The organism is Sphingomonas arabinosi (genome assembly GCF_036663715.1).
Classification (GTDB): Bacteria; Pseudomonadota; Alphaproteobacteria; order Sphingomonadales; family Sphingomonadaceae; genus Sphingomonas.
In genome coordinates this window covers 107,784-134,170 of the sequence record NZ_JAXOJN010000008.1, presented here as the reverse complement: position 1 = coordinate 134,170, position 26,387 = coordinate 107,784, and the positions used below count along the sequence as shown (strand labels likewise).

The 26,387-nt window shown below is 65.5% G+C and carries 24 protein-coding genes and 2 tRNA genes; 11 read left to right on the top strand and 15 right to left on the bottom strand.

The annotated features are described in order from the left end of the window. Window positions 1–4: 4 nt before the first annotated feature. From U1708_RS14400 to rpsA, 3 genes are all read right to left on the bottom strand, one after another. Window positions 5–88, bottom strand: a tRNA-Leu gene (locus tag U1708_RS14400). Window positions 89–190: 102 nt separating this feature from the next. Then, window positions 191–469 (bottom strand): integration host factor subunit beta, encoded by a 279-nt coding sequence (locus U1708_RS14395; RefSeq protein ID WP_056060417.1) that lies wholly within the window; start codon window positions 467–469, stop codon window positions 191–193. 162 nt (window positions 470–631) lie between these two features. After that, window positions 632–2,350 carry a 30S ribosomal protein S1 gene (gene rpsA / locus U1708_RS14390; protein ID WP_055879635.1) on the bottom strand — a complete coding sequence of 573 codons (1,719 nt, stop codon included), beginning with the start codon at window positions 2,348–2,350 and terminating at the stop codon, window positions 632–634. Between the two features lie 275 nt (window positions 2,351–2,625). Here rpsA and U1708_RS14385 point away from each other — a divergent pair, with 275 nt between their 5' ends. Continuing rightward, on the top strand, window positions 2,626–2,883 hold the full coding sequence (locus U1708_RS14385) for a SemiSWEET family transporter (protein WP_332746526.1): 258 nt from the start codon (window positions 2,626–2,628) through the stop codon (window positions 2,881–2,883). A 322-nt stretch (window positions 2,884–3,205) separates the two neighbouring features. On the opposite strand, the gene cmk is transcribed toward U1708_RS14385, so the two are convergent. Both cmk and aroA read right to left on the bottom strand, forming a co-directional pair. Continuing rightward, on the bottom strand, window positions 3,206–3,844 hold the full coding sequence (gene cmk, locus U1708_RS14380; RefSeq protein WP_332746525.1) for a (d)CMP kinase: 639 nt from the start codon (window positions 3,842–3,844) through the stop codon (window positions 3,206–3,208). Window position 3,845: 1 nt separating this feature from the next. Further along, window positions 3,846–5,180 (bottom strand): 3-phosphoshikimate 1-carboxyvinyltransferase, encoded by a 1,335-nt coding sequence (gene aroA / locus U1708_RS14375; protein ID WP_332746524.1) that lies wholly within the window; start codon window positions 5,178–5,180, stop codon window positions 3,846–3,848. A 99-nt stretch (window positions 5,181–5,279) separates the two neighbouring features. Between aroA and U1708_RS14370 the strand changes: the two genes are divergently transcribed. Beyond that, complete coding sequence (locus tag U1708_RS14370) at window positions 5,280–5,606, top strand: TIGR02300 family protein (RefSeq protein ID WP_031395784.1); 327 nt, start codon at window positions 5,280–5,282, stop codon at window positions 5,604–5,606. A gap of 96 nt (window positions 5,607–5,702) precedes the next feature. Beyond that, window positions 5,703–5,778: transfer RNA gene (locus U1708_RS14365), tRNA-Ala, on the top strand. Window positions 5,779–5,822: 44 nt separating this feature from the next. On the opposite strand, the gene U1708_RS14360 is transcribed toward U1708_RS14365, so the two are convergent. Continuing rightward, window positions 5,823–6,716 carry a LysR family transcriptional regulator gene (locus U1708_RS14360; RefSeq protein WP_332746523.1) on the bottom strand — a complete coding sequence of 298 codons (894 nt, stop codon included), beginning with the start codon at window positions 6,714–6,716 and terminating at the stop codon, window positions 5,823–5,825. Between the two features lie 105 nt (window positions 6,717–6,821). Between U1708_RS14360 and U1708_RS14355 the strand changes: the two genes are divergently transcribed. From U1708_RS14355 to U1708_RS14335, 5 genes are all read left to right on the top strand, one after another. Next, the gene (locus U1708_RS14355) at window positions 6,822–7,988 is read left to right on the top strand and encodes an isovaleryl-CoA dehydrogenase (protein ID WP_332746522.1); all 1,167 of its coding nucleotides are present in this window, start codon (window positions 6,822–6,824) and stop codon (window positions 7,986–7,988) included. 154 nt (window positions 7,989–8,142) lie between these two features. Further along, complete coding sequence (locus tag U1708_RS14350) at window positions 8,143–9,744, top strand: carboxyl transferase domain-containing protein (protein ID WP_332746521.1); 1,602 nt, start codon at window positions 8,143–8,145, stop codon at window positions 9,742–9,744. 4 nt (window positions 9,745–9,748) lie between these two features. Beyond that, on the top strand, window positions 9,749–10,231 hold the full coding sequence (locus U1708_RS14345; RefSeq protein WP_332746520.1) for a nuclear transport factor 2 family protein: 483 nt from the start codon (window positions 9,749–9,751) through the stop codon (window positions 10,229–10,231). Between the two features lie 159 nt (window positions 10,232–10,390). Continuing rightward, entirely contained in the window at window positions 10,391–12,232 is a 1,842-nt protein-coding gene (locus U1708_RS14340; RefSeq protein WP_332746519.1) for an acetyl/propionyl/methylcrotonyl-CoA carboxylase subunit alpha, read from the top strand. A 118-nt stretch (window positions 12,233–12,350) separates the two neighbouring features. Then, window positions 12,351–12,812 carry a MaoC family dehydratase gene (locus U1708_RS14335; RefSeq protein WP_332746518.1) on the top strand — a complete coding sequence of 154 codons (462 nt, stop codon included), beginning with the start codon at window positions 12,351–12,353 and terminating at the stop codon, window positions 12,810–12,812. Here U1708_RS14335 and U1708_RS14330 read toward each other — a convergent pair. Both U1708_RS14330 and U1708_RS14325 read right to left on the bottom strand, forming a co-directional pair. Continuing rightward, window positions 12,806–14,608 carry an IlvD/Edd family dehydratase gene (locus U1708_RS14330; RefSeq protein WP_332746517.1) on the bottom strand — a complete coding sequence of 601 codons (1,803 nt, stop codon included), beginning with the start codon at window positions 14,606–14,608 and terminating at the stop codon, window positions 12,806–12,808. The two genes, U1708_RS14335 and U1708_RS14330, sit on opposite strands and share 7 nt — an antisense overlap. A 39-nt stretch (window positions 14,609–14,647) precedes the next feature. Beyond that, on the bottom strand, window positions 14,648–15,793 hold the full coding sequence (locus U1708_RS14325; protein ID WP_332746516.1) for an aldose epimerase family protein: 1,146 nt from the start codon (window positions 15,791–15,793) through the stop codon (window positions 14,648–14,650). Between the two features lie 136 nt (window positions 15,794–15,929). On the opposite strand from U1708_RS14325, the gene U1708_RS14320 reads away from it, so the two are divergent. Both U1708_RS14320 and araD1 read left to right on the top strand, forming a co-directional pair. After that, window positions 15,930–17,240: a sugar MFS transporter gene (locus tag U1708_RS14320; protein WP_443030053.1), complete on the top strand. Its 1,311-nt coding sequence runs from the start codon at window positions 15,930–15,932 to the stop codon at window positions 17,238–17,240. 161 nt (window positions 17,241–17,401) lie between these two features. Beyond that, complete coding sequence (araD1, locus tag U1708_RS14315) at window positions 17,402–18,397, top strand: AraD1 family protein (protein WP_332746514.1); 996 nt, start codon at window positions 17,402–17,404, stop codon at window positions 18,395–18,397. On the opposite strand, the gene U1708_RS14310 is transcribed toward araD1, so the two are convergent. Together U1708_RS14310 and U1708_RS14305 are read right to left on the bottom strand one after the other, a co-directional pair. Continuing rightward, window positions 18,394–19,818 (bottom strand): sensor histidine kinase, encoded by a 1,425-nt coding sequence (locus tag U1708_RS14310; RefSeq protein ID WP_332746513.1) that lies wholly within the window; start codon window positions 19,816–19,818, stop codon window positions 18,394–18,396. The genes araD1 and U1708_RS14310 overlap by 4 nt on opposite strands. Window positions 19,819–19,975: 157 nt before the next feature. Continuing rightward, window positions 19,976–20,641 carry a response regulator gene (locus U1708_RS14305; protein ID WP_332746512.1) on the bottom strand — a complete coding sequence of 222 codons (666 nt, stop codon included), beginning with the start codon at window positions 20,639–20,641 and terminating at the stop codon, window positions 19,976–19,978. 110 nt (window positions 20,642–20,751) lie between these two features. On the opposite strand from U1708_RS14305, the gene U1708_RS14300 reads away from it, so the two are divergent. Continuing rightward, on the top strand, window positions 20,752–21,399 hold the full coding sequence (locus U1708_RS14300; RefSeq protein ID WP_332746511.1) for a hypothetical protein: 648 nt from the start codon (window positions 20,752–20,754) through the stop codon (window positions 21,397–21,399). Between the two features lie 63 nt (window positions 21,400–21,462). Here the strand turns inward: U1708_RS14300 and U1708_RS14295 are convergent, their stop codons facing one another. The 5 genes from U1708_RS14295 to U1708_RS14275 all read right to left on the bottom strand — a co-directional run bounded on the left by U1708_RS14295 (window position 21,463) and on the right by U1708_RS14275 (window position 26,351). Further along, window positions 21,463–21,684 carry a hypothetical protein gene (locus U1708_RS14295; protein ID WP_332746510.1) on the bottom strand — a complete coding sequence of 74 codons (222 nt, stop codon included), beginning with the start codon at window positions 21,682–21,684 and terminating at the stop codon, window positions 21,463–21,465. Continuing rightward, on the bottom strand, window positions 21,681–22,814 hold the full coding sequence (locus tag U1708_RS14290) for a PepSY-associated TM helix domain-containing protein (RefSeq protein WP_332746509.1): 1,134 nt from the start codon (window positions 22,812–22,814) through the stop codon (window positions 21,681–21,683). Before U1708_RS14290 ends, U1708_RS14295 begins: the two co-directional genes overlap by 4 nt. Window positions 22,815–23,059: 245 nt before the next feature. Continuing rightward, window positions 23,060–23,953: an SDR family oxidoreductase gene (locus tag U1708_RS14285; protein ID WP_332746508.1), complete on the bottom strand. Its 894-nt coding sequence runs from the start codon at window positions 23,951–23,953 to the stop codon at window positions 23,060–23,062. Window positions 23,954–24,012: 59 nt separating this feature from the next. Further along, window positions 24,013–25,632: an OFA family MFS transporter gene (locus tag U1708_RS14280; protein WP_332746507.1), complete on the bottom strand. Its 1,620-nt coding sequence runs from the start codon at window positions 25,630–25,632 to the stop codon at window positions 24,013–24,015. Between the two features lie 44 nt (window positions 25,633–25,676). Continuing rightward, window positions 25,677–26,351 (bottom strand): fumarylacetoacetate hydrolase family protein, encoded by a 675-nt coding sequence (locus U1708_RS14275; RefSeq protein ID WP_332746506.1) that lies wholly within the window; start codon window positions 26,349–26,351, stop codon window positions 25,677–25,679. Between the last annotated feature and the right edge of the window lie 36 nt (window positions 26,352–26,387).

Here is a 26,387-nt window from a genome sequence, read left to right as displayed (position 1 = left end):
CGAATGGTGCGGACGGCGGGACTCGAACCCGCACTCCTAGGGAGGGAGATTTTAAGTCTCCTGCGTCTACCGGTTTCGCCACGTCCGCACACGCTCCCAACAAGACGAGGTCGCGCGCAGGGTCAACCCATCTTGCTCGGTCGGCACCATATTCCTGCACCTGGGCATGCCCGGGTGCAGGTGGTATCGTTCACACGTTCAGGCGCGAGCGCATTTCCTTGCCCGGCTTGAAATACGGCACGCGCTTGGCCTCGACCTCGACGACTTCGCCGGTCCGGGGATTGCGCCCGGTGCGCGCATCGCGTGCGCGCGTGGAGAATGCACCGAAACCGCGCAGTTCGACTCGACCATCTGCGGCAAGTCGCTTGGATATCTCGTCGAAGAAGGTGCTGACGATCAGCTCCACTTCGTTAGGTTGTAGGTCCGGATGCGCCTCAGCGATCTTAAGGACCAGTTCAGATCGGATCATTCGAGCCCCCGCCCATCTAAAAAACGCTTACAGATTGATACAGGTCAACCTGCGAGGCATTAGCACTTATTACCGAACAGTCAAAAACCAAAGTGGATATGACAAGAAAAAGCCCGACATGTTCGATACATGCCGGGCTTTTCCCTTCACAGTAGGTTAACCTTACTTCTTCTCGGCTTCCGTGCGGGCCTTGAGAGCCTCGCCCAAGATGTTGCCGAGGGTCGCGCCGGAATCCGACGAACCATACTGTGCAACAGCCTGCTTCTCTTCCGAGATCTGCATAGCCTTGATCGAGAAAGTCGGCTTCTTCGAACGATCGAAGCCGGTGACCATCGCGTCGAACTTCTGGCCGACCTGGAAACGCTCCGGACGCTGCTCGTCGCGATCGCGACCCAGATCCGTGCGCTTGATGAAGCCGGTCGCGCCATCGTCGCCCTGCTGCACTTCGAGGCCCGCGTCGCGGACTTCGAGAACGGTGACCGTGACGATCGCGTTCTTGTTCAGCTTGTCGCCTGCTGCTGCGATGCCGCCGGCCGATGGCCCGCCACGCTCGAGCTGCTTCATGCCGAGCGAGATACGCTCCTTCTCGGCGTCGATGTCAAGCACGACGGCCTCGACGGTCTCACCCTTGCGATGCAGGTTGAGCGCGTCCTCGCCCGAAACACCCCATGCGATGTCGGACATGTGGACCATGCCGTCGACGTCGTTGTCGAGGCCGATGAACAGACCGAATTCGGTCGCGTTCTTAACTTCGCCTTCGACGGTCGAACCGATCGGATGAGCGGCAGCGAAGGCCTCCCAAGGATTGGCCTGAGCCTGCTTGAGGCCGAGCGAAATACGACGCTTCTCGGAATCGACTTCGAGGACCATGACGTCGACTTCCTGCGAGGTCGACACGATCTTGCCCGGGTGGACGTTCTTCTTGGTCCAGGACATTTCTGACACGTGGACGAGGCCTTCGATGCCCGCTTCCAGCTCGACGAACGCACCATATTCGGTGATGTTCGTGACACGGCCGGTGAGCTTTGCGCCGACCGGGTACTTGACCATCGCGCCATCCCAGGGATCGCTCTCCAGCTGCTTCATGCCGAGGCTGATGCGCTGGGTGTCCTTGTTGATGCGGATGATCTGCACCTTGACGGTGTCGCCGATGTTCAGGACTTCGCTCGGGTGACCGACGCGCTTGTAGCTGAGATCGGTGACGTGCAGCAGGCCATCGATGCCGCCGAGATCAACGAACGCACCGTAATCGGTGATGTTCTTGACGACGCCGTCGATGATCTGGCCCTCGGCCAGGCTGAGGATCAGGCCCGAACGCTGCTCTGCGCGCGTCTCTTCGAGAACGGCGCGACGCGACACGACGATGTTGCCGCGCTTGCGGTCCATCTTCAGGATCTGGAACGGCTGGGGGATATCCATCAGCGGGGTGACATCGCGCACGGGGCGGATATCGACCTGCGAACCGGGAAGGAACGCGACGGCGCCGTTCAGGTCGACGGTGAAGCCACCCTTCACGCGGCCGAAGATCACGCCTTCGACGCGGGTCGTCTTGGAGAATTCGGTTTCCAGCTTGTCCCATGCGGCTTCGCGACGGGCGCGATCGCGGCTGAGCATCGCTTCGCCGTGGACGTTCTCGACGCGGTCGACATAGACTTCGACTTCGTCGCCGACCTTGAGGTCAGCCTTCTGGCCCGGCGCTGCGAATTCGCGAAGCGGCACGCGGCCTTCCGACTTCAGACCGACGTCGATGACGGCCATGTCGTTCTCGATGCCGGTCACGGTGCCATGCACCACGCGGCCCTCGAAGCTGTCGGCGTCGCCGAGCGTTTCGTTCAGCATCGCCGCGAAATCGTCGCGGGTCGGCATTACCTGGGTTGCCATAGAATTCAGTAATCCTAGTCTGTTTCCGGCCAAGCGGTTGGGTCCGCTGGTCTTGGCCTTCGTTGCCGCGACGACCGAACGCCGGCGCAGCATCCGGACGGCACGAGGCGCAGAGGACGTAGACGCTGAATGCGAAAACGGCGCGTGAGACTCGTAGGTCTCCGCGCCTTCCTCCACGAGCATCGCTCGCCGGACGGTTCCGTATAGACGAAACCGGGTCTCGGAGCAAGATCGCCTGGGCTTCGTTAGGGCCGCTTCACAACAGGAGCGAAGATTTGAACGAACGCGGCATTCTCGTGCTGGGCTGGGTCGCCACCGTGACGGCGATCGTAATGTACCTGTCGTACATCGACCAGATCATGCTGAACCTTTCGGGTCAGAAGGGATCGGTCGTCCAGCCGTTCGCGACGATGGTGAACTGCGCGCTGTGGGTGGGGTATGGGTTTCTGAAGGACAAGCGGGATTGGCCGATCGTCGTGGCGAACTTTCCGGGGGTTGTGTTCGGCGCGGTGGCACTGGCGACGGCGCTTTAGGCCTACGGATCCCCCTTGGAGGAGAACCCCGCCAATCCCCCCTCCCTGGAAGGGAGGGGCAGGGGGTGGGTCGGCTTCCGCATAAGCGATCGGTAGTGGCACAAACTGGCCAACCCACCCCCAACCCCTCCCTTCCAGGGAGTGGGAAGAAGTTGCGCAGCCCGGTCACCCTAACGTCCCCCCAGCAGAGCAACCACCCCGGCGAAGGCCGGGGCCCAATTGGGGGACGTCGCTAACTGAGGACCGCGCTTCGTTACTGCGGACGTTCCAGTTGGGCCCCGGCCTTCGCCGGAGCGGTCGCCGCCGCTGAGAGGGGAGTGGCTTAAACCGAAGCGGCCTTCTTCGCCCGCTGCGCCTCGACCAGCGCCACCGCCCGCTGCACCGAAGCCTCGATCGACAAAAAGCTCGTATCCAGCAACGCAGCATCCGCCGCCATCACCAGCGGCGCCGTAGACCGCCCGCTATCCCGAGCATCCCGAGCCCGAATATCCGCCAGCACCCGGTCCTTGCTCGCCGTCCCACCCCGAGCCTGCAACTCAGCATGCCGCCGCTGAGCCCGAATATTCGGCGTAGCCTTCACGAACAGCTTCGCATCCGCATCAGGCGCGATCACCGTGCCGATGTCGCGCCCGTCCAGAATCGCTCCACCCTCCTGCGCCGCGAATCGCCTCTGCCGCTGCAGCAACGCCGCACGCACCAGCGGATGCGCCGAAACAACCGACGCCAGTGCACCGATATCGTCATCACGCAACGCCGGATCGCTCAACAGCGCATCGCTGAAATCGCACGCCGCGACCGCGTCGGCCTCGGTCTCCGGATCGAGCCCCATCCGCGCCACGCTCAACGCGACCGCGCGGTACAACAGCCCGGTATCGAGATACGGCAACCCATAATGCTTGGCCAAGGCGCGCGCGATCGTACCCTTGCCCGATGCCGCCGGACCGTCGACTGCGATGATCATCTTAATTCCCCCGGCCGGTAAGCGCATCGAGCGACCGGAAGAACACGGGATAGCTCGTCGCCACCGGCGATACATCATCGATCGTGATGGGCTCAGCGGCGCCAAGTCCAGCCACGACCATGCTCATTGCGATGCGGTGGTCGAGTTTCGAGGCCACCCGAGCGCCCCCGCGAATCGCTGCGCCGCCCGACCCGGTGATCGCCATGCCGTCCTCATACTCTTCGCAAGGAACCCCGCAGGCTTCGAGCGCGATCCGCATCGTCGTGATCCGGTCCGATTCCTTCACCCGCAACTCGTGCGCGCCGCGTGCGATCGTCGTCCCGGTCGCGAACGCGGCGGCAACGAACAGCACCGGATATTCGTCGATCATGCTCGGCGCGAGATCGGCCGGCACCTCGATCGCGGTCAGGGCTGCATGCCGGACGCGCAGATCCGCGACCGGCTCGCCACCGACGATCCGTGGGTCGAGCTCGGTAATATCCGCGCCCATCATCCGCAGCGCCGTGACAATCCCGATCCGCGTCGGGTTAAGCCCGACATTGCGCACAACGATATCCGACCCCGGCACGATCGACGCCGCTACCAGCCAAAACGCCGACGAAGAAGGATCGCCGGGCACGACGATGTCCTGCGGCTTCAGGTCCGCTTCGCCGGTGATCGAGATGATCCGCCCGGCCTCGGTTTCCTCGACAGTCAGCTTCGCGCCGAACCCCGTCAGCATCCGCTCGCTATGATCGCGCGTCGCGACCGGCTCGATCACCCTCGTAACCCCCGGCGTGTTGAGCCCCGCGAGCAAAATCGCCGACTTCACCTGCGCCGATGCGACCGGCAGCGTGTATTCGATCGGGACCGCCGGGCACATCCCGCGCACCATCAACGGCAGTCGCCCGCCCGGCGACGACGTTATGTCCGCCCCCATCTGCGACAACGGCTCAATCACCCGCCCCATCGGCCGCCCCGACAGCGAGGCATCGCCGGTGAAGGTGCAAGTGATCGGATGGCTCGACACCAGCCCCATCAGCAACCGCGTCGACGTCCCCGAATTGCCCATCTCCAGCGCGGTCTCGGGCTGGAGCAACCCGCCGACCCCAACGCCGTCGACCGTCCAGATCCCATCCTGGCCACGCTCGATCGTAGCCCCCATCGCGCGCATCGCGGCGGCGGTGGCGAGCACATCCTCGCCCTCCAGCAGACCTTCGATCCGGCTGGTGCCGACCGCGAGGCTCGAGAACATCAAGGCGCGGTGGCTGATCGACTTGTCGCCGGGGACCGCGATCGAACCGGTCAAAGGACCGCGCGCGACGACGTCGAGCGGCTGGGGGAGGGGGTGTGCCATGGGGCCGGGCTTTTGACAGTGGCCTTGCGCTATGGCAAGGCGCGCCCACTTTGCGAGGGTATCCCCCCGCAATCCATTCATCCGAAAGGTTCTATCGGCATGATCAAGCCGGAATGGGGCACGAAGCGTTCGTGCCCGAAATGCGCGACGCGTTTCTACGACCTCGAAAAAGCCGACCCCGTGACCTGCATCGAATGCGGGTATGCGTGGGAGCCCGAGCCTATCCTGAAGTCGAAGCAGCCGCTGCCGTTCGAGGTCGCCAAGCCCGACACCAAGAAGCCCGACGCGGATCTCGAGGGTGACGAGGAAGAGGACATCGCCTCGATCACGGGCGAGGACGAAGAGCCGTCGGCGGACGACGAAGTCGATCTCGGCGGCGACGACGACCTCGGCGTCGAGACGCCGCAGGACGAACACGAGCGCTGATCCACAGCGACGTGTCGGAATAAATTTGGCAGGCGGCATTTACGCCGCTTGCCAACCCGGGCGGGTCCGGTTAGTGACCCGCCTCCCAACGGGAATGGGGCCGTAGCTCAGCTGGGAGAGCGTTCGCATGGCATGCGAAAGGTCAGGGGTTCGATCCCCCTCGGCTCCACCATTTCCGTTGATGACCGGTACGCCGGGACAGTTTTTCACACAGCGTCAGATGAGATCGTCGGTACCGGTGCGCGTCGCGTGCAGGTCCCTGAACGTCTCCTCGATCGCCGCGACCATGACGCTTCCTTCGATGCGCGAGGCGGAATCGTTCGCCACCAGCAGGCCGACGCGGCGCGTGGGGTCGAAGCCGGTCAGCGGGATCATCGCGATACCCTCGCTCGCAAAGCTCAGCGGCATGACCGTCATACCTAGCCCCGCGCGGACGTAGGTCAGCGCGCGGTCGTCGCTTACCGTGCGGGCGGCCATGAACGGACGGACGCCGCGCGCGGTGAAGAAGCGGCTCGTCTCGGCCAGCGCTTCGCAGTGGCGGCGGACGATCATCGTTTCCTCCGCGATGTCGGCGACCGCGAGCGTGGCGCGACCTGCGAGGCGATGGTCGTTCGCCACCGCGACCGCGAAACCCTCCTCGAACAGCACGCGTCCCCGCGCATCGTCGCCGATCGCGCCGAGCATCACGTCGATCCGGCCGCGGTCGAGCAACGCGACGAGTTCGCTGCTGCGTCCTTCGACCACTTCGAGGCGTTCGGTGGTGGAGGCTCGCCGCGCTCGGCCCAATGCCGCGGCGATCCAGGACGGCGGCAGCGTCGTCGCGACTCCGATGCGGACGAGCTTTGTCGGAGCACTGTCCTGCAAATCCCGCTCGGCAGCCGCAAACTCGGCTTCGATCCGCCGCGCATGCACCGCGAACCGCGTGCCCGAGGGGGTAAGTTCGATCCGCCGATTGGTCCGCAGGAACAGCGTCTGGCCGAGCGCAGCCTCCAGCTTGGCGATGCCGACCGACAGCGTCGGCTGCGAGATCCGGCATTGGGCGGCGGCGCGCGTGAAATTGCCCTGGTCGACGACTGCCAGAAAATAGCGCAGAACATAGCGTTCGATCATGATCCGACCATAGACGTGATCTATCGCATGTGTTCGGTCGTATCAATTTCTCTTGGGGCCCGCGACCGGGTATCATGGTCGCAACACAAGGTCTGAAGAGGCTGCATGATACCCGATTTCGATTTCGCGCTCGGCGAATCCGCGGACATGATCCGCGAGAGCACGCACCGCTTCGCCACCGACAAGATTGCGCCCTTGGCCGCGAAGATCGACGCCGACGACTGGTTCCCGCGCGAGCTGTGGCCGGCGATGGGCGAACTCGGGCTGCACGGCATCACCGTCGAGGAAGAGTTTGGCGGCCTCGGCCTCGGCTATCTCGAACACGTCGTCGCGGTCGAGGAGGTTTCGCGCGCCTCCGCCTCGATCGGCCTCAGCTACGGCGCGCATTCGAACCTGTGCGTCAACCAGATCCGCCGCTGGGGCAACCCCGAGCAAAAAGCGAAATACCTCCCCAAGCTCGTCTCCGGCGAGCATGTCGGCAGCCTCGCCATGTCCGAAGCCGGCGCGGGCTCCGACGTCGTCTCGATGAAGCTCAAGGCGGTCAAGACCGACACCGGCTACGTCCTCAACGGCACGAAATTCTGGATCACCAACGCCGTCTATGCGGACACGCTGGTCGTCTACGCTAAGACTGGCGAGGGCTCGCGCGGCATCACCGCGTTCCTGATCGAGAAGGACATGCCAGGCTTCGCGATCGGCCAGAAGATCGACAAGATGGGCATGCGTGGGTCGCCGACCGCGGAGCTCGTCTTCACCGACTGCGAAGTCCCGTTCGAGAACGTCATGGGCCCCGAGAATGGCGGCGTCGGCGTGCTGATGTCGGGCCTCGACTACGAGCGCGCGGTGCTGGCTGGCATCCAGCTCGGCATCATGCAGGCGTGCCTCGACGTGGTCATCCCGTATGTGCGCGAGCGGAAGCAGTTCGGGACGGCGATCGGCCAGTTCCAGCTGATCCAGGCGAAGGTCGCCGACATGTACGTCGCGCTCAGCTCGGCGCGCGCCTATGTCTACGCGGTCGCCAAGTCGTGCGATGCGGGCAAGACCACGCGGTTCGATGCGGCCGGCGCGATCCTGCTGGCGAGCGAGAGCGCGGTGAAGGTGTCGCTCGAATCGATCCAGGCACTAGGCGGGGCAGGGTACACCAAGGACTGGCCGGTCGAACGCTTCATGCGCGACGCCAAGCTGCTCGACATCGGTGCTGGCACCAACGAGATCCGCCGAATGCTGATCGGCCGCGAACTCATCGGCGCCGCCCCCAAGGTGGCGCAGTGATGGCCACACCAAACCCCTCTCCCTGCAGGGGAGAGGGAGGGGCCCGCACGGCGCAGCCGGGTGGGAGGGTGAGGGCACGTGCGCACCTCGAGCGTGCCCTCACCCTCCCGTCGCTGCGCTCCTCCTTCCCTCTCCCCCAAGGGGAGAGGGTTAAGTGACCGCCCCCGTCCTCACCTCCGCGCTCTCCCCCGACAGCGAAACCTTCCGCGCAAACGCGACCCACAACCGCGCCCTCGCCGAAACCCTCCGCGAAGACGTCGCCCGCACAGCCCTCGGCGGCAACGCCAAGTCCCGCGACCGCCACACCGCCCGCGGCAAGCTCCTCCCCCGAGACCGCGTCGAACGCCTCCTCGACCCCGGCTCGCCCTTCCTCGAAATCGGCCAGCTCGTCGCCAACGGCCTCTACGACGATGAAGTCCCCGGCGCAGGCATGATCGCCGGCATCGGCCGCGTCTCCGGCCGCCAGTGCGTGATCCTGTGCAACGACGCGACCGTGAAGGGCGGCACCTACTACCCGCTCACCGTCAAGAAACACCTCCGCGCACAGGAAATCGCGCAGGAAAACCGGCTCCCCTGCATCTACCTCGTCGACAGCGGCGGCGCGAACCTGCCGCACCAGGCGGAGGTCTTCCCCGACCGCGATCACTTCGGCCGCATCTTCTTCAACCAGGCGCAGATGTCCGCGCTCGGCATCCCGCAGATCGCCTGCGTCATGGGCAGTTGCACCGCGGGCGGCGCCTACGTCCCCGCAATGTCCGACGAGACGATCATCGTCCGCGGGCAGGGAACGATCTTCCTCGCCGGCCCCCCGCTCGTGAAGGCCGCGACCGGCGAAGTCATCTCCGCGGAAGAGCTCGGCGGCGCCGACACGCACGGCCGCCGCTCGGGCGTCGTGGATCATGTCGCCGAGAACGACGAGCACGCGCTGACGATCGTCCGCGACATCGTCTCGACGCTGCAACCGCAGGCGCAGACCGCGGTGAATCTCCAGCAGCCCCGCCCGCCGAAATTCGCCCCCGAAGACCTGTACGGCATCGTCCCCAGCGACGTCCGCGCGCCCTACGACGTTCACGAAGTCATCGCGCGCCTCGTCGACGGCAGCGAGTTCCACGAGTTCAAGGCGCTCTACGGCACCAGCCTCGTCTGCGGTTTCGCACACATCTGGGGTATCCCCGTCGCGATCCTCGCCAACAACGGCGTGCTGTTCAGCGAGAGCGCGCAGAAGGGCGCGCACTTCATCGAGTTAGCCTGCCAGCGAAAGATCCCGCTGCTGTTCCTCCAGAACATCTCGGGCTTCATGGTCGGCGGCAAATACGAGGCGGAAGGCATTGCGAAACACGGTGCCAAGCTCGTCACCGCGGTGGCCACCGCGACCGTCCCGAAGATCACCGTCCTCATCGGCGGCAGCTTCGGCGCGGGCAATTACGGCATGTGCGGCCGCGCCTATTCGCCACGCTTCCTGTTCACCTGGCCCAACAGCCGGATCAGCGTGATGGGCGGCGAGCAGGCCGCGTCGGTGCTCGCCACCGTCCACCGCGACGCCGAAAGCTGGACGCCCGAACAGGCCGAAGCCTTCAAGGCACCCGTCCGCCAGAAATACGAGGACGAGGGCAACCCCTGGTACGCCACCGCGCGGCTGTGGGACGATGGCATCATCGATCCCGCCCAGACGCGAGACGTGCTGGGGTTGGCCTTTGCCGCGACGCTCAACGCTCCCATCCCCGAACGCCCCGCGTTCGGCGTGTTCAGGATGTAACCCGATGATCCTGTTGTCACTTTTGCTCGCCGCTGGCCAGGTCACCCCGGTCCAGCCGATCGTCAAAGGCACCGGCCTGCCGCCCGCGGTAATAACCGAAGAGGCCGGCGTCATGGTCCCGATCGACGCGCTCTTCGCCGCGCTCGCCGCCCGCGACGGCCAGGCGATCCTCGCGCAGGTCCGCCCCGACGGCGGCGCAACCGTCGCCGAGGAAAAGCCCGACGGCACGCGCAGCATCCGCCGCACGAGCTGGCCCGAGTTCGCCGCCAGCCTGAAACCCGGCCCCGAGCGCTACGCTGAACGCCTCACCGATCCCGCAATCGACATCGACGGCGACATCGCGATGGTCTGGTCGCCCTACGTCTTCACGATCGACGGCAAGGTCGCGCATTGCGGCACCGACCATTTCGACATGGTCCGCGAAGCGGGCCGCTGGAAGATCGCCAACATCACCTGGTCGAAGCGCACCACCGGCTGCGCGAACTGAGATGCTCTGTCCTACACCGCCCGCATCGGCCTATGCCGGGATCGCCATGCTGAAACAGCCGATCCCGTCCGCCGAAACCCGACCCCGCGACGCCATTTCCAACACGAAGTATACATCGCGTGGGCATCTATACTTTCTATACTTCACTCGGCTGAACCGATGATCGAATCGCTCCTGATCGCCAATCGCGGCGAGATCGCCTGCCGCATAATCCGCACCGCGAGGGCGCTCGGCATCCGCACCGTCGCGGTCTATTCGGACGCCGACGCGAACGCGCTCCACGTCCGCCACGCCGATGAAGCCGTCCACATCGGCGCCTCCCCGGCGCGCGAAAGCTACCTCGTCGGCGATCGCATCATCGCCGCCGCGAAGCAGACCGGCGCCGAGGCCATCCACCCCGGCTACGGCTTCCTCTCGGAGAATGCCGACTTCGCCCAGGCCGTTCTCGACGCCGGCTTGATCTGGGTCGGCCCCAACCCCGACAGCATCCGCGCGATGGGCCTCAAGGACGCCGCGAAACAGCGCATGATCGCCGCCGGCGTCCCCGTAACCCCCGGCTATCTGGGCGAAGACCAGTCCCCCGAGCGTCTCAAGGCCGAGGCCGACGCGATCGGCTACCCCGTCCTCATCAAGGCGGTCGCCGGCGGCGGCGGCAAGGGCATGCGCCGGGTCGATACCGCCGCTGAGTTCGCCGACGCGCTCGTCTCGTGCCAGCGCGAGGCGGCCTCGTCGTTCGGCAACACCGACGTCCTGATCGAAAAATACATCCTCTCGCCGCGCCACATCGAGGTGCAGGTCTTCGGCGACAGCCACGGCAACGTCGTCCATTTGTTCGAACGCGACTGCTCGCTCCAGCGCCGCCACCAGAAGGTGATCGAGGAAGCCCCCGCACCCGGCATGGACGAAGCGACCCGCGAAGCCATCTGCGCCGCCGCGGTGAAAGCGGCCAAGGCGGTCGACTACGTCGGCGCCGGCACGATCGAGTTCATCGCCGACGCCAGCGAAGGCCTCCGCGCCGACCGCATCTGGTTCATGGAAATGAACACGCGGCTCCAGGTCGAGCACCCGGTCACCGAAGAGATCACCGGGCAGGATCTGGTCGAATGGCAACTCCGCGTCGCGAGCGGCGAGCCTTTGCCAAAACGTCAGGATGAGCTGGCGATCGACGGCTGGGCGATGGAAGCACGGCTCTATGCCGAGGATCCCGCCAAGGGGTTCCTGCCCTCCATTGGCACGCTCGAGCGGTTCGATCTCGGCACCGCCGCTCGCGTCGATACGGGGGTCGAGCAGGGCGCGGAAATCTCGCCCTTCTACGACCCGATGATCGCCAAGGTGATCGCCTTGGGCGAAGACCGCGAGACCGCGCGCGAAACCTTGGCCGACGCGCTCGACGGCGCCGTGGTCTGGCCGGTACGCTCCAACGCGGGGTTCCTGGTCGAGGCGCTCGACCACCCAGACTTCGTTGCCGGCACGCTCGACACCGGCCTGATCGCCCGCGAAGGCGACGCGCTCATGCCGCCGACGCACCCGACCGAAGAGGCTATCACCGAGGCCGCCGGCGCGCTGGTATCCACCGATCCGATCGCGGGCTTCCGCCTCAACGCAGCCCCCCGCCGCAGCGCGACGTTCCTGCTGGACGGCGAACCGGTTGAGGTCGAACTCGACGGACAGGCCGGGACGATGCCCGCGTTCGAAGACGTGCTGATCTCCGAAGCCGGCCAGACTTGGCAGCTAAAGCCCTGGCGTGCATCGGGCGTGGCGGCTGGCGCAGCAGCCGACGGAGCGATCCTGTCCCCCATGCCCGGCCGCATAATCGCGGTCGACGTGGCGGCGGGCGATACGGTCACCAAGGGCCAAAAGCTCATCACGCTGGAGGCGATGAAGATGGAGCACTCCCTGACCGCACCGTTCGATGGGACGGTCGAGGCGCTTGCCGCGGTGGTTGGGGGACAAGTGACCGAGGGCACCGTGCTTGCCAAGATCGGCAAGGCTGACGACTGACTGTTCCCCGGCGAAGGTCGGGGCCCAGGTGGAAAGGTGGATGTTGGAGGACGTTGGCGCCCGATCGCCGACCTAGCCCAACTGGACCCGGCCTTCGCCGGGGAACGAGGAGAAGATCATGGCAGGCCGCTATTACGACGACTGGAGCATCGGCGACCGGATCGAGCACGAGATCCGCCGCACCGTGACCGAGACGGACAACCTCCTGTTCTCGACCATGACGCACAACCCGCAACCACTGCACCTCGATATCGAGGCGGCAAAGGCCAGCGAGTTCGGCCGGATCCTCGTCAACGGCACCTTCACCTTCGCGCTGATGGTCGGGTTGTCGGTAGGCGAGACGACGCTCGGCACGCTGGTCGCCAATCTCGGCTACGACAAGCTGGTGCATCCGAAGCCGGTGTTCATCGGCGACACGATGCGCTGCCAGACCGAAGTGACCGACCTCAAGACGAGCAAGTCGCGCCCGAACGCAGGTATCGTCACCTTCACGCACCGCCTGATCAACCAGCGCGACGAGATCGTCTGCCAGTGCCTGCGCACCGCTCTGATCGAGCGGCGCGCTGGCGTGCCTCAGTGATTGTCGCGCGGTAGGCCCATCGTCTGCGCGATCCGCTGATACTTCTCCGCACCTTCGAGGATCGCACCGGTTTCCATCTGGCCGACGGTGGCGCGCTGGATTTCCTGCCAAGGCGTCTGCGAACGCGGGAAGGCATAGCCGCCGTCTGCGGTAAGGGTGCGGCGCCGCTCGGCGAGTTCCTCGTCGGAAATCAGCACGTTGGCCGATCCCTTGGCAAGGTCGATGCGAACCCGGTCGCCGGTCCGGATCAGCGCAAGCCCCCCCATCGCCGCCGCCTCAGGCGATGCGTTGAGGATCGAAGGTGAGCCCGACGTCCCCGACTGTCGCCCATCGCCAATGCAGGGAAGCGCATGAACCCCCTCCCGGATCAGATACGCCGGCGGCCGCATGTTCACGACCTCAGCCGCGCCCGGATAGCCGATCGGGCCGGCGCCACGCATGAACAACAACGTGTCGGTCGTGATCCCGAGCGAGGGATCGTCGATCCGGTGGTGATAATCCTCCGGCCCGTCGAACACGACCGCGGGGCCTTCGAACGCCTCGGGATCGTCCGGGTTCGACAGATAGCGCTCGCGGAATTCCGGCGAGATCACGCTGGTCTTCATGATCGCCGAGTCGAACAAATTGCCCCGCAACACGATAAACCCGGCATCCTCCAGCAACGGCGTCGCGAACGGCCGGATGACGCGCTCGTCCTCGATTGTCGCCGTCCGGCAATTGTCGCCGATCGTCTTGCCGTTGGCGGTCATCGCGTCTTCGTGGATCAGTCCCTGCTTCATCAGCTCGGCGACCACCGCCGGCACGCCGCCCGCATGGTAATAATCCTCGCCCAGATACTCGCCGGCGGGCTGGAGGTTCACCATCAGCGGCACCTTGTGACCGTGCGTCTGCCAGTCGTCGATAGGCAGGTCGACGCCGATATGGCGCGCGATCGCGGCAAGGTGGATCGGCGCGTTGGTCGAACCACCGATCGCCGAATTGACGACGATCGCGTTGTGGAACGCCTCCTTGGTAAGGATGTCGGACGGCTTCAGATCTTCCGAAACCATATCGACGATGCGCTTGCCGGTCTTGTACGCGACCTCCTGGCGGTCACGGTACGGCGCGGGAATCGCCGCCGAACCAGGCAACTGCATGCCAAGCGCTTCAGCAAGGCTGTTCATCGTCGTCGCGGTGCCCATCGTGTTGCAATAGCCGGTCGACGGCGCAGACGACGCGACGAGCTTGATGAAGCCCTCGTCGTCGATCGCGCCGGTCGCGAGCAGCTCGCGCGCCTTCCACACGATCGTGCCCGAGCCGGTGCGCTCGCCCTTGTGCCAGCCGTTGAGCATCGGGCCCACGGACAGAGCGATCGCCGGAATGTTCACGGTCGCCGCCGCCATCAGGCAGGCGGGCGTGGTCTTGTCGCAACCGATCGTCAGCACGACGCCGTCGAGCGGATAGCCGTACAGCACCTCGACCAGCGCCAGATAGGCAAGGTTGCGGTCGAGCCCGGCGGTCGGGCGCTTGCCGGTTTCCTGGATCGGATGAACCGGAAATTCGAGCGCGATGCCGCCGGCTTCACGGATGCCTTCGCGCAGGCGTTCGGCGAGCACGAGATGGTGGCGGTTGCACGGCGACAGGTCGCTGCCGGTCTGCGCGATACCGATGATCGGCTTGCCAGATCGCAGTTCCTCCAGGGACAGCCCGAAGTTCAGATAGCGCTCCAGATAAAGCGCGGTCATGTCGATATTCTCGGGGTTGTCGAACCACGCGCGCGAGCGAAGCTTTTGGGGAAGGGGGGGCAAGTCGGTCATCGGGAGACTTTCTGGAGATCGGATGTCGGCGCGCTGCGGTCAGCGCGCGACGGAAAGGCGGTAGATCATCGCGTGATGATACGGCTTGCCCGGATCGACGCGCGCGGAGATGAAGTTCGGTTTGTTCGGCGCATCCGGGAATTTCTGTGGTTCGAGCGCGATGCCGTCCCCCATCCGGTACAGATGACCCTGCTTGCCGATAAACGTGCCGTCGAGGAAGTTGCCGGTATAGAATTGCACGCCCGGCTCAGTCGAAAGTACGTCGAGCACGCGGCCCGAGACGGGGTCTTCGAGGCGGGCCGCGAGTTCGGGCTTGGCGGTCAGCCCTTTGTCGAGCGCGAAATTATGGTCGTAGCCATGGCCGTAGCGGATCTGCTGGTCGCGGCCGTCGCGAATGCCTTCGCCGACAATCCGGCCGTTACGGAAATCGAACACGGTACCCTGAACCGGTTGCAGCGCGCCGGTCGGGATCAGCTTGTCGTCGACCGGCGTGATCGCCTTTGCGGGGATCGTCAGCCGGTGGCCGTTCGCGCCCATCGCCGAACCTTCGCCGCCAAGATCGAAGATCGCATGGTTGGTCATGTTGACGACCGTCGGCTTGTCGGTCTTCGCATCATAAGCGATGCCAAGGTTGCCGGCTTCGTCGAGCGTGTAGGTAACCGTGACGTCGAGGTTGCCGGGATACCCCGATTCGCCGTCGGGGCTGCGGTGGCCGAGCACAAGCGTCGCGGTCGGACCACTCTCTATCGACACGACCTTCCAGGCAGCCTTGTCGAAGCCCTGGCCGCCGCCGTGGAGGGAATTGACCTTGTCGTTGAGCGGCAGCTGGTACGACTTGCCGTCGAGCGTGAAGCGGCCACCGGCGATGCGGTTGGCGAAACGACCGACCGTCACGCCGAAGAAATTGGGATGATCGACATAGGATGCGAGGTCGTCATAGCCGAGCACGACATCGGCGATCTTACCGCCGCGGTCGGGCCCCATCAACGACTGCAGCGTCGCGCCATAAGACAGGATGCGCGCAGATACGCCGTGCGCGTTGCTCAGTGTCACCGTCTCGATCGCGGTGCCGTCCTTGAGCGTGCCGGCGGGCGAGCGCTTCGCCTCGGCCGCGTCGGCTGTGTGCGCCGAAAGCGCTGCCAGCAAGGTTGCCACGATGATCCCCGTTTTTCCGATTGCGCGCATTCCGGTTCCCGTCCCTAATCGCTCGGCGCCGTTGACGCGCCTTGTGCGGCTATATAGTCGGACAATATATTTCTGGGCAAGCCTTGCGGGAAAAGACTGTTGCGGTCGCCGACACGGCACGGAGGATGGAACGACTATGGCGATGCCGATACAGACGCAAAAACCCGTTGACGCCGGAGCGGTGCATGCCTCGGGCTACCGCTCTGCGCTCACCCTGCTAGCCAGCCTATTCTTCATGTGGGGCTTCATCACGGTCATCAACAATACGCTGCTGCCGCACCTGCGCAGCGTGTTCGACCTTAGCTACACGCAGACCACGCTGATCGAAAGCGTCTGGTTCATCGCCTATTTCTTCGCCTCCATTCCATCCGCCAAGCTGATCGAGCGGGTCGGGTATCAGCGCGCGATGGTGTTCGGGCTAGGCCTGATGGCGGTCGGCGCACTGATGATGGTGCCCGCCGCGCGGCTACCTTCCTACGGCGTTACGCTGATAGCGTTGTTCGTGATCGCTAGCGGCATCACCCTGCTTCAGGTCGCGGCGAACCCCTACGTGGCCGTCGTTGGTCCGCCGGAAACCGCGTCGTCGCGCCTGAACCTAGTGCAGGCGTTCAACTCGGCCGGCGCGACGCTGGCGCCGTTGTTCGGCGGCTATCTGATCCTGGGGCGTTCGACCTCTGGCACTGCTGCCGCCGGTTCGACCGCAGTACTGACGCAGGCCGAGCGAGTAGCCGACGCGCAGTCGGTGGTGCTGCCGTATCTGATCGTCGCTGCCGTGCTCGTCGTGCTCGCGATCGTGATCGCGCGCTTCCCGCTGCCGGCAATGGGTTCGTCGACGCAGCGTTCGGCCAAGGCGGACCGCAAGGGGCAGTCGCTCTGGTCGCATCGCAATCTTGTGTTCGGCATCCCGGCGATCTTCATTTATCTGATAGCCGAGATTGGCGTCGCCAACCTGTTCATTAACTTCGTCAGTCAGCCGAATATCGGTAACCTGACGCATGAGCAGGCATCGCATTACCTGTTCGTCCTGTGGGGCGGGATGATGGTTGGGCGGCTGATCGGCAGTGTCGTGATGCGCACGATTCCGGCCGAACGCGTGCTGGCGTTTGCGAGCATCGGTGCCTGCGTCGTCATGCTCGTCGCAACCTTCACCACTGGCCATGTCGCGATGTGGGCGCTGATCTCGGTCGGGTTGTTCCACTCCATCATGTTCCCGACAATTTTTACGCTCGGTATTAAAGGGTTGGGGCCATTGACCGAAGAGGGCTCCGGCCTGCTGATCATGGCGATTGCCGGAGGCGCGCTGGTCATCGTGCAGGGATGGCTCGCCGATACCTACGGCTTGCAGAATTCGTTCCTGCTGACCGCGGCGTGTGAACTCTACGTGTTGTTCTACGCGGTTTGGGGCTCCCGGACTACCAGTGCGCTGCCGGAGCAGGCGACGCGCTGAGCGCTAAAATGACGCCCTACCGTGGTCTGATAATTAACGGCGACGCGCAGTCTCTTAAAATGCGTAGTCGGCCTGACAATCAGCTAATCTGCCGACTAGTTCGGCTGTATTAAGTCAGAGTAATAGGGTATTGCTGTCGTTCGTCAGCAGGAGAAGTAAAAGTGACCAGATTGCGCCTATTGCAGCATCGCGCGGCGGACGGAACGCGGTCGGTAATCGCCGCGACCGATGCGGGCGCGAACATGGTCGTGGGCGTGAACAGCGTTCGAGATCTCGCGGCTCGTGCGATTGCCGATGGCACCGATCTCGCGGCGGCGGTCCAAGGATGCGGTACCGGTGCGGCGGTTGACATCGCCGCCGAGCTTGCCGCCGGCCGCCTGATCTCGCCGATCGATCATGACGATCCCGCCCATCTGATCATGACCGGCACGGGGCTGACCCACCTCGGCTCCGCGGAAGGTCGCGACAAGATGCACCGGGCCGCGCAAGCCGCCGATACGCTTACCGATTCGATGCGGATGTTTCTCGACGGCGTCGCAGGCGGCAAGCCCGAAGCCGGCGAGACCGGGCAGCAGCCCGAATGGTTCTACAAGGGTGACGGTTTGGGTCTGGTCGGCCCCGGCGGCGCACTGATCAGTCCGGCCTTCGCGCAGGATGGCGGAGAGGAACCAGAGCTTGCCGGGATCTACCTGATAGGGCCCGACGCCACGCCGTTCCGCCTCGGCCTGTGCCTCGCCAACGAGTTCAGCGATCACGTTACCGAGCGGCACAATTACCTCTGGCTCGCGCATTCAAAGCTGCGTCAGGCAGCGCTGGGTCCCGAACTGCTGACGGGCGCGATCCCCGACCATATCGAGGGCATGAGCCGCATTCACCGCGACGGCGCACTGCTCTGGGAAAAGCCGTTCCTGTCGGGCGAGGCGAACATGTCTCATACGATCGCCAATCTCGAGGCGCATCATTTCAAATACGACCTGTTTCGCCGGCCGGGCGACATCCACGTCCACTTCTTCGGCACCGCAACCTTGTCGTTCAGCGAAGGCGTGATGACGCAGGAGGGCGATGTGTTCGAGATCGAGGCCGCGCCCTTCACGCTGCCGCTGCGCAACACGCTGGCGAAGGCAGCGCCGGCGCCGGTGACCGTCCGGTCGCTTTAGCCCGGGCCGCGGATCGGCAGCGTGAGGCAGGCGAGCAGTCCGCCCAGCGTTACCGACGGGCCTAGCGACAAGGTGCCGCCGTTCAGTTCGGCGAGTTCCCGAGCGATCGACAGGCCGAAGCCATAGCCCTCGTCGCCTTCGTCGAGACGGCGGCCGGGCAACATCGCTTGCGCCACCGCTGCCTTGGTCAGTCCGGGGCCATCATCGGCAATGACAATCGACGCGAGTCCCCCGTCCGCCGCCGCCGTTACTGAAATTGCGGATTTCGCGTGCCGCCAAGCATTATCGAGAAGATTGCCCATCATCTCGTCAAGGTCTTGCGGATCGACCGCCACCCTCAGGCCGTCGGGCATGCGCATTTCGATGGTCAATGGCCGTTCGGCATGGATTCGGCGCATCACTACGACGAGATCGACCACCGCTGGCGCGACCGCGGTCTGCGTCCGCGTGCCCGTACCGGCAGCATCGGCGCGCGCCCGGCCGAGATGATGGCGGACACGGCGGTCGATCTGGTCGGCCATGTCGCGGACCTCGTCGTCGGCGCCTGCCGCGGCGAGCTTCAGCGAGAGGGCGGCGAGGGGCGTCTTCAGGCCGTGCGCCAAATTGGCGACGTGCTGGCGCGCGTGGGCGAGACCCGCGGCGTTCTGGTCGATCAGCGCATTCAGTTCGGTGACGAGCGGTTGCAGTTCACCGGGTTGGTCGGTGGGGACATGGCGCTCGGTACCGGCGCGAACGGCGGCGAGCGACGTGCGGAGATCGCGCAAGGGACGTAGGCCAAAACGGAGTTGCACGAGCGTCGCAAGCGCGAGCCCGACGCCGAGAAGTGCCAGCGATCCGAGCAACGGGATCATCGCCTCGCGCAGCGGTTCCTCGACAATCCGGCGGGGTCCGATGGCGGTGATCGTCACAGCGCCGCGCGACGTGGCGACGTCCATCGTGCGGGAGTGGAGGCGATTGCCGCTGCGATCGCGCGTGTCACCGGCGTGGAGCGCGTGATCTTCGGGGCCGCCGGGGCCGGGAGGATGAGGCCGCCGGGGATCGGGTTGCGTGGCGGGAGGTATTACCTTGATCGGTGGCGCCGGCTTGGGGGCCGGGGCTGTGATGGGGGGCAGGGGGCGGGTCGTGCCGCTGTCGAAGCGACCGGCGGGGCCTTCGACCTGCCATGCCCAGTCGGAGCCGGGGACGCCGAATTCGGGCAGGTCGACCGCAAGGGTTTGGTCGAGCGTAGCATCGGGACGGACCGCGCGCGCGAGCACCGCGACCTGCGCGTCGAGCCGCTCGTCGAGCCCGCGCGTGACGAAGCGTTCGAGGACATGACCGATCGTCACTCCCGCGAACAGCAGCGCGAGCCCGGTCGACAGCCCTGCGATGACGAGCATTCGGCCAAAGAGCGATCGGGGAATGAGGCGGAAGCGGTTCATCACGGGCGCCCATCTAGGTATAGCGATCCGACAGCCAGATCCCACCCCGGCAAAGGCCGGGGCCCAATTAGAAAGGTTTTTATAATGGCGGACTGCGCTCCATCAGCGACGTCCCCCAATTGGGCCACGGCCTTCGCCGGGGTGGTGGACATGGTCATCACGCCCCGTCCGCCGTCAGCCGGTACCCACGGCCGCGCACCGTCTCGATCATCTGCGCACCGATCTTCCGCCGCAGCCGGCCGATGATCACCTCGATCGAGTTCGAATCCACGTCTGCGTCGTGTTCGTAGACGCGGTTGGTTAGGTCGTGGCGTTCAATGACAACTTCGCGGCGGAGCATTAGGGCTGAGAGGACGCGCCATTCGAAGGCGGTGAGTTTGAGCGGCAGGCCGTTCAACTCGAACGTGCCGAGTTGTGCGTCGAACGTCAGCGGTCCGCAGGTGACGCGCGATGCGGCATGACCGGCCGCGCGACGGACCAGCGCGCGGAGCCGCATGACCACTTCCTCGACCCGGAACGGCTTCACGACGTAGTCGTCGGCGCCCGCCTTGAAGCCCTCGACCTTCTCGGACCAGCCGTCGCGCGCGGTCAGGATCAGGACGGGCAGGTCGCGCCCCGCCGCACGCCAGTCGCGCAAGACCGACAGCCCGTCGCGCTTGGGCAGGCCGAGATCGAGCACCGCCGCGTCATAGAGTTCGGTTGCGCCCAGATGGCCGCCATCCTCGCCATTGTTCACGACGTCGACCGCGAAATGCTCCGCGCGCAACGCTCGCGCCAGCCCGTCGGCGATCGCCGCATCGTCCTCGACCAATAATACCCTCATGCGCCTGTCCCTACGCCTCAGACCCCAACGGAATCTGAACGGCTTGGTTCAGCGTGCGTCGGGAGCGGTCGCCTAGACGGTGATTCGTCAACCAATGAGAGGAACGACGAATGACCGAACATTCCCACCCCGCGCCGAACACGCGCTTGAATCTCCGCCGCAACCGTCTGGCGCTCGCCGCGGCCGGTCTGCTGGTGGTCGGTGGTGCAGCCGGTGCCGTCACCGTCGCCGCCACGCGCCCGAGCGTGACCATGGCACCCGCCACCCCGATCGCGATCCGGTCGCTCCAGTCCGACGGGATCGTCACGATCCGCGGCACCGTCGCGGAGACCTATGGCAACAAGTTCGTGATGGCCGATCGCACCGGTCGCGCACTGGTCGATCTCGGTCGGGAGGGCGAAGGCAGCAACCTGGTCGCGGTCGGTCAGCCGGTGACGATCCAGGGCTGGTTCGAGGATGGCTTCGTCCACGCCTCGTTCCTCGTGGCGCCCGGTGGCAAGGTGACCGCGCTCGGCCCGGTTGGTGGCCCGCCGCGTGGCCCGCACGGTCCTGGTGGCCCAGGACGTGATGGCCCAGGACGTGACGGCCCCGGCCGTGATGGGCCTGATGGTCCCAGCGGCCCAGGTGCTCCGCCGCCGCCTGTCGGCGTGGCTCCTCCGCCGCCAACGGCTAACGGTGCGGTCACTCCGGCGCCGGTTGCTCCCGCCATCGACGCGCAGGCAACCGCGCCAACCCGGCAAGTTACGCCCGCGACCTGACGTCGTTCGCCCGGCTGCGACAATCTGAAACTAGCGTGGAGCCGGTATCACGCCGGCTCCGCGTCATCGCCGTATCGGCGCAGTCTGCAGTTGTTGGCGGCTCTGCGCCGGTCCGGGTGTGCGGACCCAGTAGCGGCCGGTCACCATCAGCGGCAGCGCGAGCAGCAGGCCTGCACCGACGTCCCAGACTCCGTCGCCGATCAGTCCAGCGCCGAGCCCCGCGACGGTCGACACGCCGAGCAGGATCGGGAGCGCGAAGATCTGGCTATTGGTCTTGTGAGTCATGCGATTTCTCCCGCCATCACGACTTCGCGGACGCGCTGGTCGCTCGGACCGCCGCGACGACGCAGCCAAAGATACAGCCCGCTGCCGAGCACGATGATCGTCAATATGTCGAAGATGGCCCAGATGATCTTCATCGCGAGGCCACCGTAATTTCCGAAATGCAGCGGCTGTGCGAGCAGCATCGCCTGCATGTACCAGGGCATCGGCACGACCGCGTCGAGCCGTCCGGTCGCGGCATCGACGAAGCCCGGCAGTAACAGCTTCGACGTCAGCGGCGTCGCGCCCTTCAGGAACACGGCGTAATGGTGCTGGCTGCTGAAGACGACGCCGGGGAAGGCGATGAACTGCGGCTTCATGTCGGGCGCCTTGCGCTGCACCGCGTCGAGCGCGGATTGCACCGATGCGCGCTGAGACCCGAGTGGCGTCCGCGTCTCGCTGGCGATAATCTCCGCGAGACCATTCGCCTTCCAGATGGCGGTGATCGGCACGACGAACGTGTTGATCGTCCCCGTAATGCCGACGACGCTCGCCCAGACGAGCGTGACGATGCCGAGCAAATTGTGGCGATCGAGCCAGCCGAGCCGCTTGCTACGGCCGCGCCGCAACGTGCCGAAGTCGAGCTTGGCCATGAACGGAGCGTAGAGCACGACGCCCGAGACGATCGCGGCGAAAAACAACAGGCCCATCACGCCGAGGAATATTTCCGCCCAGAAGCCGAGCAGCATGTCGGTGTGCAGTTCGAGGATGAACGCCATCACGCCCGGGACATAGGGCGGCATCTTCGCGCCCGTACGCGCGTCGAAGGCGAGGAAATGCATCGCCGCGGGAACCGCATCGGGCGTTGGACCGGTGGTGACGTAGACGATCGGCCGCTCTTCTTCGAAGCTGATATAGAGCGGAACCTCGCCGGGGACCGCCTTCGCCGCGCGGTCGAGAATGGCGTCGAGCGATAGCGACGGCGTGTCTGCCGGCAACGTCGCCATGGCCGCGGGTGGGTTGAACCAGCCGTCGATCTCCTCTTCGAAAATCAACGGAAGACCGGTCACGCAGAGCATCAGCAGGAACGCCGTGCAGATCAGGCTCGTCCATTTATGGACCAGATACCAGGTCTTGATCGTGCCGCGAGTCATGCGCGGGGGACGACGATGTCAGAAGAAAGGTGCTGCCGGCTGGTCACCGGCACACAGGTACAGATTTGATAACGATGTGCAATAGCGATGTGGAAGCGGGCGCTTTGTCCGCTAATCCTCCCCCGGCATGGGGAGGTAGCTGGCACTTGCCATACGGAGGGGGAGGTACGGGTAACGAACGTTGCGTTTTCCTCCCCCTCCGTCACCTTCGGTGCCACCTCCCCCTTGCGGGGGAGGATTTGTGGTCAGGCTACGCCCGCACCGCCGGTGACGCCGTAGACTTCACCCGTGATGTAACTCCCCTCCTGCGAGGCGAGCAGGACATATACCGGGGCGATCTCCACTGGCTGGCCCGGACGCCCGAAGTGGCTCTTCGACCCGAACGTCTCGACCATCTCCTGCGGCTGACCGCCGCTTGGCTGCAACACCGTCCAGAATGGCCCCGGCGCGACGACGTTGGCGCGGATGCCCTTCTCGATCAGCTGCTTGGCGAGGCCCTTGGTGTACGCGACGATCGCCGCCTTGGTGGTCGCATAGTCGAGCAGATTGTCCGACGGATCATAGCCCTGCACCGACGCGGTCGTGATGACCGCCGCGCCAGCGGGCAGGTGCGGGACGGCCGCCTGCACGAACCAGTGTAGCGCATAGACGTTCGTCTTCATCGTCTTGTCGAAATCGTCGGTCGAGATATCGGCGACGGTCGGCCGCGTCTGCTGGCGCCCGGCGTTGACGACCAGCACGTCGAGCCCGCCGAACGCGTCGACCGTCTGCTTGACCGCGGCGCGACAGAACGCCTCGTCCTTCACGTCGCCCGGCAGCGCGAGCGCCTTGCGCCCTTCCGCCTCGATCAATGAAACGACTTCCTTCGCGTCGGCCTCCTCGGCGGCGAGATAGACGATCGCGACGTCGGCGCCTTCGCGCGCATAGGCGATCGCCGCGGCACGGCCGATGCCGCTGTCGCCGCCGGTAATCAGCGCCTTGCGCCCCGCCAGCTTGCCCGAGCCCTTGTAGCTCGTTTCGCCGTGATCAGGCTTCGGGTCCATCTTCGACGCGATTCCCGGCGCTTCCTGCGGCTGTTGCGGGAAGGGGGGCTGTGGATATTGCGTGCGCGGATCTTGCATGGTGAGCCGGTCGGCCATGGGTTGCTCCTGTGTAGAGTGAACAGGGGCAACCCATGCCGGCGCGGATAGGTTGCGCCTTATTTGAGCAGGATCAACGCCTTCGACAGCGTCATGTAGATCCCCCAGAGGATCGGCAGCCCGACCGCCAGCCACGCGAAAACAACGACCGGCGAGGTGCCGGCGTCCGCCGCGACCGTCCCGCCGGCCACCGTCTCGACCGCGATCGGCCGGTCGTCCGCTGGCATGTGGAACTTGGCGGCGACCGGCCGCACGAACAGGTTCGCGACGAACCCCGCGACCAGCATCGCCGCCAGCACCCAGAAGATCGGTGGATAGATATCGCCACGCGGCACGCCGGCCGCGATCGCACGATCGCGCATGTTGGCGACGAGCAGCGGCCCGACAACGCCGGCGGTCGACCAGGCGGTCAGCAACCGGCCATGGATCGCACCGACATATTTCGTCCCGAACAGATCGGCGAGATACGCAGGCGCGGTCGCGAAACCACCGCCGTACATCGACGCGAGGATACAGAAGACCAGGATGAACAGGCCGAGCGTCGTACCGGCGAGTGCCGGTGCCGCCAGACCATAGAGCAGCGCGCCCGCCACCAGGATCGTCGCGAACAACGGCTTGCGCCCGATCCGATCGGACAGCCATGCCCAGAAGAACCGTCCGCCGATGTTGAACAGGCTGATCGCACCGACGAACCCTGCGCCGACCGCCGCCGCCGCCTTTTTCTGATCGTCGTCGAACGCGGTGAACAGCACGCCCGGCGCATCGATCAAGCGTCCGCCGAACAGCTCCTGCAACATCGGCGAGGCGATGCCGATGATCCCGATCGACGCGGAAACGTTGAAGAACAGCACCAGCCACACCAGCCAGAATTGCGGTGTGCGGTGCGCGTTCGACAAGGCGACGTTGAAGCGGCTGATCGAGGCTTTCGCGCTGGTCGGTGCGGTCCAGCCCGCGGGCGCCCAGCCCTCGGCGGGTACGCGATAGCCGATCGCGCCGGCCATCATGAACACGAAATAGACGCAGGCCAGCACGAGGAACGTCTGCCACACGCCTACCCCGGTGGGGCTCGCGAAATGCTTCATCAACAGGTCGGCGAGCGGTCCGCCGATCATCGCACCACCGCCGAAGCCCATGATGGCCATGCCGGTCGCCATCCCGCGCCGATCGGGAAACCACTTGATCAGCGTCGACACCGGCGAGATATACCCGAGTCCAAGCCCGATCCCGCCGATCACGCCCGACCCGAGCCAGATCAGCCACAACTGATGCGTCGCGATGCCGATCGCGGCGATGCCCATGCCGCCGCACCAGCAGAATGCCGCGACGATGCCGGCCTTGCGCGGCCCGGCCCGTTCGAGCCAACCGCCCCAGATCGCGGCGGCGGCACCGAGCACGACGAAGAACAATGTGTACGTCCAGACGAGATCGCTCACGCGCCAGTCGCAGGTCGTCGTGGTCAGCGCGCCGACCAGCGAGAGGTTGGGGCAGGCGACCGGGTCCGAAATCCCGATCGCGCGCGACAGCGGCAGCCAGAACACGCTGAACCCGTACGCCATGCCGATGCACAGGTGGATCGCCAGCGCACACGGAGGCACCAGCCACCGGTTGAAGCCGGGCGCGGCGACGGTGCGTGCCCTGCTCAGAAAGCCGTCGGCGGCTGTATCATGCGTGTCCGGCATGCAATCCCCTGTTTATTATCTCTTATAATCCGGACGATGGTCGATCAGGCGGCGAATGTCACCTCGAGTGGGTCGAATCCTTCGATCGTCGCGCGCACGGTCTGTCCGCGCTGGATCGCGCCGACGCCGGCGGGGGTGCCCGTGAAGATCAAGTCGCCCGGGGCCAGTTCGACGAAGGTCGACAGCGTCGCGATGATCTCCGGCACGCTCCAGATCATCATCGACAGGTCGCCCGACTGACGGGTCTCGCCGTCGACGGTCAGCGCGATGCTGCCCGTCGTCGCGGGAATGCCCGGCGTGAGCGCGGCGACGGGGGCTGAGCGATCGAAGCCCTTCGCCATGTCCCAAGGTCGACCCGCTTTCTTGGCCACCGCCTGGAGATCGCGCCGCGTCAGGTCGATGCCGACGCCCGCACCGAAGATCGTCGCGGCGGCATCGTCGACGCTGATATTCTTGCCGCCGGCACCGAGCGCGATCACGAGTTCGACTTCGTGATGCAGGTCTTCGGTCTGTGGCGGGAAGGGCAGGGTCGTGCCGCTGGCGACGACCGCGTCCGCCGGCTTGGAGAAGAAGAACGGCTCCTGGCGATCGGGGTCGGATCCCATCTCGCGGGCGTGATCGGCGTAGTTCTGGCCGACGCAGAAGATACGGCGGACGGGGAAGCGGTCGTTCGTGCCGGCGATCGCAATCGTCGGTGCGGTGATCTCGGGTATCTGCATGAATGCTCCTTATGCGGCCTTCATCGGCTGCGAGCG

Coding starts and splice junctions, on each gene's coding strand:
- U1708_RS14395 (WP_056060417.1), bottom strand. CDS start 469: ATGATCCGATCTGAACTGGTCCTTAAGATCGCTGAGGCGCATCCGGAC.
- rpsA (WP_055879635.1), bottom strand. CDS start 2,350: ATGGCAACCCAGGTAATGCCGACCCGCGACGATTTCGCGGCGATGCTG.
- cmk (WP_332746525.1), bottom strand. CDS start 3,844: ATGATCATCGCAGTCGACGGTCCGGCGGCATCGGGCAAGGGTACGATC.
- aroA (WP_332746524.1), bottom strand. CDS start 5,180: ATGGCACACCCCCTCCCCCAGCCGCTCGACGTCGTCGCGCGCGGTCCT.
- U1708_RS14370 (WP_031395784.1), top strand. CDS start 5,280: ATGATCAAGCCGGAATGGGGCACGAAGCGTTCGTGCCCGAAATGCGCG.
- U1708_RS14360 (WP_332746523.1), bottom strand. CDS start 6,716: ATGATCGAACGCTATGTTCTGCGCTATTTTCTGGCAGTCGTCGACCAG.
- U1708_RS14355 (WP_332746522.1), top strand. CDS start 6,822: ATGATACCCGATTTCGATTTCGCGCTCGGCGAATCCGCGGACATGATC.
- U1708_RS14345 (WP_332746520.1), top strand. CDS start 9,749: ATGATCCTGTTGTCACTTTTGCTCGCCGCTGGCCAGGTCACCCCGGTC.
- U1708_RS14340 (WP_332746519.1), top strand. CDS start 10,391: ATGATCGAATCGCTCCTGATCGCCAATCGCGGCGAGATCGCCTGCCGC.
- U1708_RS14335 (WP_332746518.1), top strand. CDS start 12,351: ATGGCAGGCCGCTATTACGACGACTGGAGCATCGGCGACCGGATCGAG.
- U1708_RS14330 (WP_332746517.1), bottom strand. CDS start 14,608: ATGACCGACTTGCCCCCCCTTCCCCAAAAGCTTCGCTCGCGCGCGTGG.
- U1708_RS14325 (WP_332746516.1), bottom strand. CDS start 15,793: ATGCGCGCAATCGGAAAAACGGGGATCATCGTGGCAACCTTGCTGGCA.
- U1708_RS14320 (WP_443030053.1), top strand. CDS start 15,930: ATGGCGATGCCGATACAGACGCAAAAACCCGTTGACGCCGGAGCGGTG.
- U1708_RS14310 (WP_332746513.1), bottom strand. CDS start 19,818: ATGAACCGCTTCCGCCTCATTCCCCGATCGCTCTTTGGCCGAATGCTC.
- U1708_RS14305 (WP_332746512.1), bottom strand. CDS start 20,641: ATGAGGGTATTATTGGTCGAGGACGATGCGGCGATCGCCGACGGGCTG.
- U1708_RS14300 (WP_332746511.1), top strand. CDS start 20,752: ATGACCGAACATTCCCACCCCGCGCCGAACACGCGCTTGAATCTCCGC.
- U1708_RS14295 (WP_332746510.1), bottom strand. CDS start 21,684: ATGACTCACAAGACCAATAGCCAGATCTTCGCGCTCCCGATCCTGCTC.
- U1708_RS14290 (WP_332746509.1), bottom strand. CDS start 22,814: ATGACTCGCGGCACGATCAAGACCTGGTATCTGGTCCATAAATGGACG.
- U1708_RS14285 (WP_332746508.1), bottom strand. CDS start 23,953: ATGGCCGACCGGCTCACCATGCAAGATCCGCGCACGCAATATCCACAG.
- U1708_RS14280 (WP_332746507.1), bottom strand. CDS start 25,632: ATGCCGGACACGCATGATACAGCCGCCGACGGCTTTCTGAGCAGGGCA.
- U1708_RS14275 (WP_332746506.1), bottom strand. CDS start 26,351: ATGCAGATACCCGAGATCACCGCACCGACGATTGCGATCGCCGGCACG.